The sequence below is a fragment of the Proteiniborus sp. MB09-C3 genome (assembly GCF_030263895.1).
GTDB lineage: Bacteria > Bacillota > Clostridia > Tissierellales > Proteiniboraceae > Proteiniborus.
The window spans coordinates 796,592-809,391 of the sequence record NZ_CP127161.1; the positions used below are offsets into that span (position 1 = coordinate 796,592).

Sequence of the window (12,800 nt, forward strand, 5' to 3'; positions counted from 1 at the left end):
GTTCTTGAGTTAGTTTATTTGCTGTTTTTCTATCCAATCCAGATAAATGTAATTGCCTCGTGAAGGAATGCTTAAACATAATATATCTTGCAAAAGAATAAATTATCCAGAAGGGCAGAATTATCAACAATACTAAAAGCTTAATGGCTAATTTCCCATAGGTATATATAACTGTCATTTCATAAACCCTTAGGCTACTTGTCAACTATTTTTGAAATATCTTTTAAAGATAGCATGTAATTTTTGGCCATATCAAGAGCCGCATCTTGAGGTATCCCCGACCCAAGCAATTCTTTGTAAAAGCTGCCTACAGCCTGCCCCATGTTCTTCCCAGCTTCAGCAGAGTAAAGAGTACCTATTAGCCCATTAATAATTTTTGGTAATTTATCAGAAACCGTGTCTAAGAGTTCTCCGATTTCTGGAATAGTTGCATCTGTCTTAATTTCAGGCATTTGTATAACCTCCTTATATAAATTGTAATGCAAGCTTAATTGACTTTTTTGTAGTAGATAAAACACAAGGTATAATTTTTAAGGTATTAAGTGCAGATTTCAAATCTGCTAATGTTACATTAACGTTTTCTTTATCTGTTTTTGGAATCAAAGAGAATGCACCTTTCATGATGTCTTTTGGCACATCTTTCATTGTATTTGAAATCAATTTACTTAATTCCAAAGTTATTGCAAATTCCTTTCTGCATTCAGGACAGATACTGAGATGATTTATAAGCTTAATTTTATCAAATTCATTTATATTATCGTTTATATAGCCGACAATGAAATCTTTCATGCTTTGGCATTCTTCGCTCATCTCAAACACTCCTTTCTTCGAGCAAAGGACGTAACTTATACTTCAGATAATGAATTCTGCTCTTAATAGTACCCTTTGGAATCCCAGTTATATTAGCAATTTCAGTATAGCTTAGCTGTGCATTGAATATTAGGAATAGTAATTCTCTATCTTGTAGTGATAATGTAGCAAAAGATTTTTCAATATCTATGCAGTCAATCATATTATCTATTTGGTCAAAGGAAGAAGATATATTTTCTATATCCTTGAATTCCAGAGTTTCAAAATAGTTACTGTTATAATGCTTACGATAAAAATCTGCAATTTTTCTTCTGGTTATTCCAATTACCCATGTTTTAAAAGATGAATTTCGTTTAAAACCCTTTAATCCTTGCCAAGCTGCTAACATAGTTTCCTGTAATATGTCCTTTATATCTTCAGTACTTGAAATATTAGAGAGTATATAGTTGTAAAGGATTTTAATATATGGATTCATTAATTCTTCAAAGGCAACAGTATTGCCCAAAACTGCTCTATCTAAAAGCTTTTCAATACTATTACTGCTACCTCCTAAAACCCCATATATATCACTCCCTTGAAAGCTGCTTTCATTTATTTAGTCGTATAAAAGCTGAAAATGGTTCAAATGAAATTAAATATTTTTATTTATTTTATAAAGTCTAGAATTTATATCATCTTTATTGTATTTTATCATATTTTAAGTTGAGAGTGGGGGATAGGGCTACTGCTCCATTTAGATAAGGAAGAATTTATAATAAGACAAGAAAGGCATTGTAAATATTAGGCAAGTAAGTTAATATATTATATAGATATCTTTAAGAAACAGGATATTTTAAAGGAAAATTCTAAAACAAATAAATTAAAGGAGGTGGGTATTATGATGAAAGATACATTGAGTATCTATAAATCTAATACTTTATTGCAGGAGGTACTATTATTTGAGTTACAAAAAAGGTGTAGAAATATTACCAGCTCACCTTCTAAAAGAGGTTCAGAAGTATGTTGATGGAGGATTAATATACATACCTAAAAAGAGTAAGAGGGTTGGCTGGGGTCATTTAAACGGCTCAAAAAAATCATTAGAAAAACGGAATAGAAATATATATGAATTATTTAAGAATGGAATACCTATAGATGAGATAGCCGACACGTATTATCTAAGTGAAGAAACAATTAAAAAGATTGTTTATGGTAAAAAACAATTATAATTATTCTCTTCCTATGATTTAAAGATGAAAAATGAGAAAATATAATCGACCGGTTAGTACTAGAGGAAGGGGATGGTATAAGTTGAAAATAGAGGTGCTTTTAGTATAACTCATTAAATAATGGATGCAGGTGCATCCATTATTTTTTATAAAGTTTAGAATTTTAGATAGCTTAAAAGTGAATAAAAAGATGCATCTAGTAGATAAAATCTAAAGTTATAAGACATGATGATAACAATGTTACTCTTTGGAGGCTCGTATACACTTGTTGAATTATGGGAGGTGAATAGAAGAGTGATTATTGTTTATAAGGATATTATTCTACGCGATTATAAAGAAGGGGATATAGTTGATGATATCCGATGGATGACTGAAGAAATTGCTTGGCATGAATGGGATGCACCTTGGGAAGCTGAAAAAGATTTAATCAATTTTGATAAAGAAAAATTCTGTGAAAAGGCAATGAAGAAGTTGAAAGACAAGAAAGATGACAATGAATTTCGCTGGGGATTTGAAATTGATACGAAAGATGGAATTCATATAGGTGGCGTTAATTCTTATCTTAACGATGAAGAATATAATTGGAAATCTGCCTCGCAAGGTGGTTGTCTACATACGCTTGGAATAGATATTTGTGAGTCTTCTTACTGGTACAAAGGTTATGGGACACAGGCTTTTACTGCTTTCATAAAATATCATTTTTCTAAAGGTATTACAGATATCTATACAGAAACATGGTCTGGAAATTTTCCTATGATTGCTATGGCAGAAAAAGTTGGCTTTAAAGAATGCAATAGAGAAAGGAAATTTCGGATTATAAGAGGGAATTCATATGATAGTTTAACGTTTAAGTTAAACATCAAAAAATTTGAAGAATTACTTCAAAAATATTGAGTGATAATGGGGGTTATTTGATGTTAATAAAAAATCAAAATATTAGCGAAAGAAGTGTTTTTGACTGGATAGAAGCAGAATTAGAACCTATATTCTGTACATCTGAAGAATTCATATACAATGATATGGAATCTCAATCAGATTATAGTCTGCCTATTATATATCAGTCATTTGACCCAACTAAAAAATCACATTGGACAGACAGAGGAGATCTCTATGATTTTCTTTATTCAACAAAAGGTGAAGGGAAAAAACTCTTAGATTTTGGTCCAGGAGATGGGTGGCCTTCATTAATCGTTGCTCCTTATGTTAAAGAAGTAATAGGCTTAGATTCCTCTGAGAAGCGTGTAAGGGTCTGCACAGGAAATGCTAAACGAATGGGAACTAATAATGCAAGCTTTACAAGCTATATATCTGGAACAAAACTACCTTTTGAGGATAACTGCTTTGATGGAATTATGGCAGCATCATCTGTAGAACAAACACCAGATCCAAAGAAAACTATAGAGAAATTATATCGGGTTTTGAAGCCAGGAGGTCGCATTAGAATCTCCTATGAGGCATTAAATGATTATAAAGACGGATATGAAAAGGATTTATGGATATCAGATTTGAGTGAAGAGTCATGCAAGTTGATACTATTTAATAGAGATTTAAAAAATGAATATGTTTTACAATACGGATTAACTATTGCAATGTCAGAGGAAAAATTTGAGAACAAATTATCATCAGATAATAATGTTATCTTTGATCAAGTTACAGTTTCTTTTCTAGAAGAAATAAGAGCGATAATCACTAATGTTCAAGCATGCAAAACTATTCATCCTTCCGGAAAAACCTTAGCAGCTTGGCTAAAAGAGGCAGGATTTAAAGAGATACTTCCTACCTATAGTGGCAGAGCCGCAGCAGCAAAATTATTTAATCAATATTCAGATGATAATAGACCAGATAATTTAGACTCAGTAGATGAAGTAATAAAGAAAGTTGTAAAAATAGTAACAGAATTAGAGGCACCCTTAGACATTGATCCCATGATAACAGCTATTAAGTAAAAAGTTAATAGTTTTATAATATACGTATTTAAGTTCATGACTTTGTTCGGTGAATAACAGCTTAAAGGCTCCATTCATAGAGAGTACAAACTCTTTTTGACTGGAGTTTTTGTTTATATATTGGGTATAGAGTTATCTTTTAATACCACAAAATTATTAACATTATATTTTGCAGAACATACGTTTGAAATGTTTTATTATATAGAATATAATGGAATCATTAGGGAGGGGATGAGGATGGAACAAATTAAGCTTACAAACAAGCAGGCTCGGCATTTTATCTTATTAAAGCAAGGTCTAATGGGTAATTATAAATTTATTGGAGAACAGGGAGTATGTGATTATATAAAGCAAGCAGGCTGTATCCAGTTTGATCCCATTGATGTTTGTGGAAAAAATCCTGAGCTAGTATTGCAATCAAGAGTAGAAGGATTTTCTAAGGATATGCTGTACAAGCTCTTATACACAGATAGAAAGCTTGTAGATTATTTTGATAAGAATATGTCTATATTTAGTATAGAGGACTGGAAGTATTTTTCACGTCAGCGGGCCGCTTATGGACGAAATGTCAGAAGTAAGGACCAAATCGATGCTGTTATAGATGAAATAAAGGCAATTATTAAGGAAAAAGGCTTTGTGTCTTCAAAGGATGTTAATTTTAATAAACAAGTTGATTGGTATTGGAGTCCTACGACTTTATCTCGTGCAGTACTAGAAGCATTGTATTTTCAGGGGGAGCTTATTATCCATCATAAAAAAGGAACAATCAAGCATTATTTTCTTGCTAATGAACATATACCAGAAGAAATATTAAACACCCATGACCCAAATATAACTCAAGAAGAATATTTTCAGTGGGGAATTTTGAGACGTATTGGTGCAATGGGGATGCTTTGGAACAAACCATCAGATGCATGGCTTGGGATTAGTGGGTTAAAATCAGCCAATCGAAATATTGCATTTGAGAAACTACATAAAGAAGGTAAGATTAGCAAAATCCTTATTGACGATATATCTGACGAATTCTATTGCCTTTCAGAAGATAAACCTTTAATTGAAGCTGTGCTAAATGATGGTGAATTTATAGGACGAACTGAGTTCATAGCTCCTCTTGATAATATGCTTTGGGATAGAAAGCTGATTAGAAAAATTTTTGATTTTGAATATAAATGGGAAATATATACACCTGTTATTCAACGAAAATATGGCTATTATGTATTGCCTGTTCTATCTAGGGATAGCTTTATTGGTAGAATAGAAGTAGTAAATGATAGAAAATCAAAACAGCTTATAGTTAAGAACCTTTGGTTTGAAAATACCGCTGACAGCTATAATTGTCTTTATGAGGATATTGAAGATTGCATTGAAAGATTTGCCAGCCTCAATAATTGCAAGAATATTGTCTTAGAGTGTAAAATTGAAAGATAATAGTATTAAGTAAGTTTCAATTAGCATTATGCATATAAAAATACTTAAGAGGAAGGTGTTTACACATGACTACTTTTGATGATTTTTTAAAATTGGATATTAGGGTTGGAGAGATTATTCAAGCAGAGAATTTTGAAAAGGCAAAAAGGCCTGCATATAAATTGTGGGTAGACTTTGGAGAAGAAGTAGGAATAAAGAAATCTAGTGCGCAAATCACTGAATGCTATAAAATAGAAGAGCTTGTCGGAAAACAAGTATTAGGAGTAGTTAATTTTCCACCAAGACAAATTGCAGACTTCATGTCAGAGGTCTTAGTATTAGGCGTATACTCAAAGCAAGGTGTAGTTCTAATTCAACCAGAACAATTAGTAAAAAAAGGAGATAAGTTAGGATAGAAAGATATATAATAATGTTTTTGATTTAGGAAATATCATTATATATAATGATATTAAGGATTTTTATAAATTTACATAGGAGGAGATTACTATTAAAAAGAATGACATACTGGACGTTTATATAGATGAAGTAGAAATTCCTAACAAGGGACTAGCAAAGGTTGGAGATAATAGGATAATAGTAAAGGATGCTATAAAAGGACAAAAGGTTAAAATAAGAATAACGAAAAAAAGAAAAGATAAAATAGAAGGTAAAGTACTAGAGGTTTTAGAAAAGTCGCCTATAGAAAAGGAGCCGTTTTGTAGGCACTTTGGTGCTTGTGGTGGCTGCTCCTATCAGACATTATCATATGAGGAACAATTGAATATTAAGAGTAATCAAGTTACTAAGTTATTAAGAGATGCTGGAATAAAGGATTTTGAATATCTAGGAATAGAACCAAGTCCTCTAGAGTATGACTATAGAAATAAAATGGAATTTACATTTGGAGATGTTGAAAAGGGTGGAGAATTAAGCCTTGGTCTTCATCAAAAAGGAAAATTCTATGAAATAGTTACTGTAGAAGGCTGCCAGATAGTAGACAGTGATTTCATTAAAATACTGACTAATACATTAGATTACTTTAGAGAAAAAGGTGTAGAGTTATATAACAAAAGAAGTCACAAAGGCGTATTAAGACATCTAGTAGTTAGAAAAGCCATAAAAACAGGGGAGCTACTAGTTAATCTAGTCACTACCTCACAACAGCAATTAAAATTAGACGAGCTTATAGAAAGGCTAAAGGATATTGAATATAGGGGAAGGCTTGTAGGTTTTCTTCATACCGTAAACGATAATTTTTCAGATACAGTTCAAAGTGATGAAACAAAGATATTATTTGGAAGAGATTATATAGTAGAAGAAATACTAGGTTTGAAATTTAAGATATCTGCATTTTCATTCTTCCAGACAAACACATTAGGAGCAGAAAAGCTATACTCCATAGTAAGAGACTTTGCAGGAGATAAAAAAGATAAGCTCATATATGACCTATACTGTGGAACAGGTACAATAGCGCAAATCATGGCAACTGTTGCAAGGAAGGTTGTAGGTATAGAGATAGTTGAGGAAGCGGTAGAATCTGCTGAGGAAAATGCAAAATTAAATGGGTTAGATAACTGTCACTTCATAGCAGGAGATGTAATGGAAAAAGTATCAGAGCTTAATGAAAAGCCTGACTTAATAATACTAGACCCTCCAAGAGATGGTATACATCCAAAGGCTATACAAAAAATAATAGACTTTGAACCAGAGGAATTCATATACGTATCATGTAATCCAAAGTCATTGGCAAGAGATTTACCTGTATTTGAAGAAAGAGGATATAAGGTTCAAAAAGTAAAATGTATGGATATGTTTCCTCATACACCGCATACGGAATGTGTCACAATTTGTCGAAAAATCGAATGAATATAAGCGCAAAAAGGGCTGTGAATAGAATCTCTCCATCGAATATATGAGATAATTCTCTAAATTAGCGTTTTAGACTTTTTCGGTCAAGTTTTGTTATTTGTATTGTCTACTCAGGGGGTAGCATATCGCAGGAGAGTATTTCATGATCAATTACAACTCCTGACGGCAACCTTGCTTGGCAGCAATCTCATATCTTTCAATATAATTTAACGTAATAGGAATAGCATAAACAAGGATAGCTTGCGCAACAAAAAAGTATGATGGATTTCTTTTATCATCAGCTATAGCCATTGATTCAATTATAGTTTCTTGCGATATTCCACTTTCATCAATTAATTGCTGAGTCTCATTAACAATACTGATTAAGGTATTGTATTTATATTAGACTGAGTGCCCGTATGGTTTCGTAGCAGTTAGCAATGGGATGATAATCCGTTTTTGTAAGCGGGCTTTTTATATTGCTGTACCTTTTTCCCTCTCTGTTTAGGATATTGTACCAGCCGCCGTAGACCGTATCAATCATATATGACCAACAGTACCTAAACATGGAATTATACACATCCCAATAGTATTGTGAATTTTTCCGTACGGCCATCAACGCTGAAGCGCCAATGGTTTCAGCAAGCACCCAATAGATTTTATCTGTATTGATAACGGCACCATCTCTGGACAAAAGGTAAAACACACCGCCGTATTGGGGATCAAAACCTTTGCTTAATCCTGCATGATATAGATATTTTGCTCTTTCAAGCATCCAATCCTCATGGTAATACCGCTCCAGGAGCAGCAACAGCTTACTCCATTCGATTTGATGCCCTGGGACAAACCCTGTCGGACGGAATTGCTGCAGGGATTCGTCTTTTTCGTAGTAAGTCCAGTCAATCGTCCAGTCTGGATAGAAGTTCTCCCAGATCATGCCCCCGGACTGCGCAGCCAGTTTAACAGTCACAGATTTCGCCAGATCATAGGCTCTTTGAAGGTACTTCACGTTTGATGTGGCATCGTAGGCAGCCATCATCGCTTCGCACATGTGCATATTCGAATTTTGCCCGCGATAAGGAGATACCACCGACCAATCGGCGCTTATTTCGTCCTTGTAAAGTCTGTATCGGGGTTCCCAGAAATGCTTTTCCAACACGTTATAAGTATATTCGATGATTTTGGTGGCCTGCGCCATCCCAGCTTGAGCAGCCCTTGCAGCTGACAGCAGGACGAAGGCATGGCCATATGCGAATTTGGTGGGATCTTCTACCCTTTGATCTCTAAGAATCCAATAATATCCTCCGTTTTTATGATCCAAATGGTTTTTTTGAAGAAAGCTGAGTCCCTGCGACAGTGCACGGACATACCATCCTGGCTGATTTCCAATTATTGAGCCAACGCTGAAATCATAAATAAAACGCGTGGTGCTTATCAGATGCTTGGTATTGTAATCACAAATAGTTCCGTCATCTAGAAAACAGTTATAATAGCCTTCGTTTTTATCATCCATGCACTGGGGGTAATAAAAGTTCAGAATGGTGAATATATGGCTTTTCAGCCATTCAGAGCTTTGAAAACAGGAACTTCTCAACGTTTCGGTGTTCATATACTCACTCCTTCTTTTACGATTGCATGGAGGCACCGCCGTCCACATGAAGAACCTGCCCTGTTACATAAGAGGAATCGCCGGACGAAAGATAAACATATGTGGGGGCCAGCTCCCATGGTTGCCCGGATCTTTTCATGGGGGTATCCGAACCTAGAGTCGTGACATATTCCGCTGGCCAGCTTGCCGGCTGAAGCGGTGTCCAAATGGGGCCGGGTGCCACTGCATTGACACGGATTCCCTTTGACACAAGAGAATGTGCCATTGCACGTGTAAAACTGACAATCGCACCCTTTGTACTGGAATAATCAATCAGCTGATCATTCCCAATGTATGCGTTGATGGAAGTAGTGTTAATAATTGTGCTTCCGCTTCTCAGATGTGGCAGCGCGGCTTTTGTCATGTAAAACATCGCAAAAATGTTGACCTGGAAGGTTAGTTGAAGCTGTTCAGCAGATATATCTTCAATACTATTCTGCGGAAACTGTACACCAGCATTATTTACCAGTACATCCAAACGACCAAGGGATGTAACGGTATCCGCAACCGTCTGTCTGCAGAACGTTTCGTCTCGCACATCTCCAGCAATCAGAATACATTTCCTGCCTAGCTTTTCTATATATGCTTTTGTATTTTGCGCATCCTCATGCTCGTTGTAATAAACAACGGAAATATCCGCGCCCTCCTTGGCAAAGGCAACCGAAACAGCCCTGCCTATGCCGCTGTCACCCCCCGTTATCAGCGCAACTTTGCCTTTGAGCTTTCCGGTTCCGATATGATCTGGATTATCGAAAATGGGTTTCGGATTCATGAGTGTTTCCAAACCGGGCTGCACAGGCTGGTGCTGCGGCGGAAACTGTACTGGAACTTGATGACATACTTTTTTGTAACCTAAATAAGGATAGTATAAATTCATAAGGTAACCCTCCAAATTAAACAGAATTGATAATATAATATATGTAGATAATTGCCTTAATGCCACTTTATTGTAAACGAGGAATTTGTTATAAGAAATTTGTAATATGCTACCAACAGAATCTACATCTGGATGACACCTGTTTTAAAATTCGTGACAATATTGATAATAAGCAGCTTCTTCTTGATATATTGTGTTTTGCACATGCAGTTCACAATTGATTGCGATATTATTGCTACTATATATGAATTTCCAAAATTTAAAAAATTAGGAAGTTATGTTAGATTTATTATCGACTTCAATGTTTGTTGGAGATTTTGTACTAGAAGTTTTTGCCAAAACCATATGAGTTGTATCTAAAAAAATAAGTGCGCTAAATGATGAATTAGAATAAGGATTTTGCAATGCAGAAGATAACTCTAGAATAGGTAATCATTCAAATCCTTTGATGTCAATCAAAAGAGATGGTGTTCTATATTCATACACTGAAAACATTGGCTGAAGGTTGGAAGACTCTGAGATATTTAATGAGTGTACATATTTGGTGAGTATAACGAATATTATGTTATAAAAATTTAATAAAAGGGAGGTATTAATAATATGAGTTATACATATCCAAATGGACAGCCCCAGGGCATGGCTCATCAATTCACCAATAAGCTAAGAGAGATATTAATTGGTGAAATTATAGCTATTAATGGATATCAGAGTCATATTACCAATTCGAACATAATAGAAATCAACAATGCATGGCACAGCATTATGCTTGATGAGAAAAAACATTATGGATGGATATTGCAGTTGCTTCGAAAATATGATCCAGAGCAGTGTCAGCAGTTTTTATTACATAAAACTGATAATCCGGGGCCACAAATACCGATTCAAAGCTATAATCCGAAGCCTGACAATCAGATTATACTGAATAATCTGCGGGATGATATTAAAGGCGAATTTGAAGCTGTTATACTGTATGAAGCCGACATATTAAAATTTCCATACAAGGATATCCAGGATGTCTTAAGAGTGGTTACGCTGGAAGAAAAAGGGCATGCTGAACACTTGACAAAGCTGTTGTTAAAATATGATCCAGATGCATATGATGGCCTAGCATAAAAAGTGAGATAGATATAAGCAAAGACAAAATGATAGATGCAGGTTTAAAGAGGTAAAACCGAGACTTATGAACTCCAAAGCGTTCAATCTAAAATATATAACATGAACTATATTTTTAAATCTAATCTTATTCCAATACTTGTAATCGTCTATGAATTATTAATAACAATATTAAGGTATAAACAAATAGGAAATAAGGATTTTAAAAAAGCTGTTAATGTACTTACAATAATTACATTAATCTTCTTGCCTTTTTTATTTTTGAATCTTTTCGAGTGTATATTCCGGTACTTGAAGATGTGATTTTACTTAAAATATTGTTATTGCCTGCTTACTTTCTGGTGATAAATATATGTTCACTTGGTTTTGCATATAGATATTTCAATTCGCCAGCGTTTATTGAAGATGACAAATTAACGGAATTCTTTATAAAAAAGTATTCTATTACAGAAAAAGAAATTGAAGTAATTGAACTGCTTCTTGCCGGACTTACATATAAACAAATTGCTGAAAACCTGTATATAGCCAATAAAACTGTGGATAACCATATACAGAACATATATAAAAAGCTTGAAGTAACAAGTAAGATTCAGCTTTTTAATCTCGTCCGTTCAAAAGAAAAATAAAAGGAAATAATTAAAAGTAGGAGTAATCAGTCATTGCAAAGTATGAACTAAATGTAAAGAAGATTATTCTAATACTCAGCTCTTGATTGTATTATCAAAGGCAAGTTAGTAATTTAGTAAGGTGTAAGCCGGTAATATACATTTATTATTCTGACATCAAGGGAGTACTGGGCTTTATGGTCATCTTTTTTGTATCCTCAAGGCACGTTGAGAGTATAATTCTGATGACGTATTGTGGTTGAAAGGAGAAAAAGTAGGGTTCGACCACAATATATAGTGGTTTCGGGATAAAATTTGGGTCAAAAATCGGCTAAAAAACACCGATTTTTGACCCTTTTAAATAGGACATTTGACAGATGACATTGGATAATTGGAGATATAGGAAGAGTAAATGGTTAAATTTGGTTGATATTATGGTAGGTGAATTATATACTATAGATGAACATAGGTAAAATATTGTGCATGTAAAAAGAAAAAGCAAACAACAAGTTGTGTAGGAGGAGAAGCATGGAAGAATTAGTTTTATCAAAAATTAAAAAACATATGATTAATGATTGTGTGGATTTATATATTGAAACATTCACTAAAGAACCATGGAATGATATTTACGAATCAAGAAAACAAGTAGTGGAGTTTTTTAATAATCATTTTAACAATAACTACTTTGTAGGTTATGCAGCTTTGTTAGATGATAAGGTAGTAGCCTTGAGTATTGGTATGAAAAAACCATGGATAGAAGGCTTTGAATATTATATAGATGAATTTTGCGTTAGTTATGAAATGCAGGGTAGAGCTATTGGCAGCTGGTTTATAAAGGCAATAGAAGAAGATATTAAAGAGCAAGGAATGAATGCAATGATATTAAATACAGAAAAAAATTATCCATCACAGAAGTTCTATGAAAAAAACGGATTTAAAACACTTAGTGATTTGATAATTCTTGTTAAATAGTGCGGAGATAAAATTAAGTATATATACAGTTATATAGGAAAAAATGTTTTCTAACATTTATATTTGGCGTCGCAGTGGTAAGATGTTGTACGCTAACTATGTCTATCCAAATTACATTTATATGATGATTTCAATTATAGTTATCATAAAAATTTGTGATTCAATGGTGATGGGCAAAATAGGCAATATAGATTAAATAATATTTATCAACATATTTTGAGATATCTAGATACAAGAAATAGAATTGAAAACCAAGGGGCTAAGTTTTTAGGTTAATTTAAATTATAGACATAGCCTCTTTTTTATATCTCGAAATAAAAAGGGAGGGGTAAATTTCCTTGATTGGATATTTATTCCTTTTTAAAT

14 protein-coding genes are annotated in these 12,800 nt (G+C 33.7%); 9 read left to right on the forward strand and 5 right to left on the reverse strand.

The annotated features are described in order from the left end of the window. Positions 1-194: 194 nt before the first annotated feature. The 3 genes from QO263_RS03880 to QO263_RS03890 are packed head-to-tail and all read right to left on the reverse strand — an operon-like array spanning position 195 to position 1,315. Positions 195-452 carry a hypothetical protein gene (locus tag QO263_RS03880; protein ID WP_285626667.1) on the reverse strand — a complete coding sequence of 86 codons (258 nt, stop codon included), beginning with the start codon at positions 450-452 and terminating at the stop codon, positions 195-197. A 13-nt stretch (positions 453-465) separates the two neighbouring features. Then, the gene (locus tag QO263_RS03885) at positions 466-810 is read right to left on the reverse strand and encodes an anti-sigma factor (RefSeq protein WP_285626670.1); all 345 of its coding nucleotides are present in this window, start codon (positions 808-810) and stop codon (positions 466-468) included. A 1-nt stretch (position 811) separates the two neighbouring features. Continuing rightward, a complete protein-coding gene (locus QO263_RS03890; RefSeq protein ID WP_285626673.1) occupies positions 812-1,315 on the reverse strand; it encodes an RNA polymerase sigma factor in 504 nt (167 codons plus the stop codon). Positions 1,316-1,748: 433 nt separating this feature from the next. Between QO263_RS03890 and QO263_RS03895 the strand changes: the two genes are divergently transcribed. The 6 genes from QO263_RS03895 (at position 1,749) to rlmD (ending at position 7,237) form a co-directional block, all read left to right on the forward strand. After that, complete coding sequence (locus QO263_RS03895) at positions 1,749-2,018, forward strand: CD3324 family protein (protein ID WP_285626676.1); 270 nt, start codon at positions 1,749-1,751, stop codon at positions 2,016-2,018. 294 nt (positions 2,019-2,312) lie between these two features. Then, on the forward strand, positions 2,313-2,912 hold the full coding sequence (locus QO263_RS03900) for a GNAT family N-acetyltransferase (protein ID WP_285626678.1): 600 nt from the start codon (positions 2,313-2,315) through the stop codon (positions 2,910-2,912). A 20-nt stretch (positions 2,913-2,932) separates the two neighbouring features. After that, entirely contained in the window at positions 2,933-3,964 is a 1,032-nt protein-coding gene (locus QO263_RS03905) for a class I SAM-dependent methyltransferase (RefSeq protein ID WP_285626680.1), read from the forward strand. Between the two features lie 237 nt (positions 3,965-4,201). Next, on the forward strand, positions 4,202-5,392 hold the full coding sequence (locus QO263_RS03910) for a winged helix-turn-helix domain-containing protein (RefSeq protein ID WP_285626682.1): 1,191 nt from the start codon (positions 4,202-4,204) through the stop codon (positions 5,390-5,392). Positions 5,393-5,457: 65 nt separating this feature from the next. After that, the gene (locus QO263_RS03915; RefSeq protein ID WP_285626684.1) at positions 5,458-5,787 is read left to right on the forward strand and encodes a tRNA-binding protein; all 330 of its coding nucleotides are present in this window, start codon (positions 5,458-5,460) and stop codon (positions 5,785-5,787) included. A 136-nt stretch (positions 5,788-5,923) separates the two neighbouring features. Then, the gene (gene rlmD / locus QO263_RS03920; RefSeq protein ID WP_352169703.1) at positions 5,924-7,237 is read left to right on the forward strand and encodes a 23S rRNA (uracil(1939)-C(5))-methyltransferase RlmD; all 1,314 of its coding nucleotides are present in this window, start codon (positions 5,924-5,926) and stop codon (positions 7,235-7,237) included. A 379-nt stretch (positions 7,238-7,616) separates the two neighbouring features. Here rlmD and QO263_RS03925 read toward each other — a convergent pair whose 3' ends face one another. After that, complete coding sequence (locus tag QO263_RS03925) at positions 7,617-8,828, reverse strand: AGE family epimerase/isomerase (RefSeq protein ID WP_285626686.1); 1,212 nt, start codon at positions 8,826-8,828, stop codon at positions 7,617-7,619. A gap of 16 nt (positions 8,829-8,844) precedes the next feature. Beyond that, positions 8,845-9,744 (reverse strand): SDR family oxidoreductase, encoded by a 900-nt coding sequence (locus tag QO263_RS03930; protein ID WP_285626688.1) that lies wholly within the window; start codon positions 9,742-9,744, stop codon positions 8,845-8,847. Between the two features lie 600 nt (positions 9,745-10,344). On the opposite strand from QO263_RS03930, the gene QO263_RS03935 reads away from it, so the two are divergent. The 3 genes from QO263_RS03935 to QO263_RS03945 all read left to right on the forward strand — a co-directional run bounded on the left by QO263_RS03935 (position 10,345) and on the right by QO263_RS03945 (position 12,434). After that, positions 10,345-10,857, forward strand: a complete 513-nt coding sequence (locus QO263_RS03935) for a ferritin-like domain-containing protein (RefSeq protein WP_285626690.1) — start codon at positions 10,345-10,347, stop codon at positions 10,855-10,857. Positions 10,858-11,156: 299 nt separating this feature from the next. Continuing rightward, positions 11,157-11,483 (forward strand): helix-turn-helix transcriptional regulator, encoded by a 327-nt coding sequence (locus QO263_RS03940; protein ID WP_285626693.1) that lies wholly within the window; start codon positions 11,157-11,159, stop codon positions 11,481-11,483. A gap of 507 nt (positions 11,484-11,990) precedes the next feature. Then, entirely contained in the window at positions 11,991-12,434 is a 444-nt protein-coding gene (locus tag QO263_RS03945) for a GNAT family N-acetyltransferase (protein ID WP_257531356.1), read from the forward strand. Positions 12,435-12,800 lie beyond the last annotated feature (366 nt).

Bases quoted from the DNA above. Each gene is read 5' to 3' on its own strand.
- QO263_RS03935 (WP_285626690.1), top strand. From the start codon at position 10,345: ATGAGTTATACATATCCAAATGGACAGCCCCAGGGCATGGCTCATCAA.
- QO263_RS03910 (WP_285626682.1), top strand. From the start codon at position 4,202: ATGGAACAAATTAAGCTTACAAACAAGCAGGCTCGGCATTTTATCTTA.
- QO263_RS03880 (WP_285626667.1), bottom strand. From the start codon at position 452: ATGCCTGAAATTAAGACAGATGCAACTATTCCAGAAATCGGAGAACTC.
- QO263_RS03885 (WP_285626670.1), bottom strand. From the start codon at position 810: ATGAGCGAAGAATGCCAAAGCATGAAAGATTTCATTGTCGGCTATATA.
- QO263_RS03915 (WP_285626684.1), top strand. From the start codon at position 5,458: ATGACTACTTTTGATGATTTTTTAAAATTGGATATTAGGGTTGGAGAG.
- QO263_RS03945 (WP_257531356.1), top strand. From the start codon at position 11,991: ATGGAAGAATTAGTTTTATCAAAAATTAAAAAACATATGATTAATGAT.
- QO263_RS03925 (WP_285626686.1), bottom strand. From the start codon at position 8,828: ATGAACACCGAAACGTTGAGAAGTTCCTGTTTTCAAAGCTCTGAATGG.
- QO263_RS03930 (WP_285626688.1), bottom strand. From the start codon at position 9,744: ATGAATTTATACTATCCTTATTTAGGTTACAAAAAAGTATGTCATCAA.
- QO263_RS03905 (WP_285626680.1), top strand. From the start codon at position 2,933: ATGTTAATAAAAAATCAAAATATTAGCGAAAGAAGTGTTTTTGACTGG.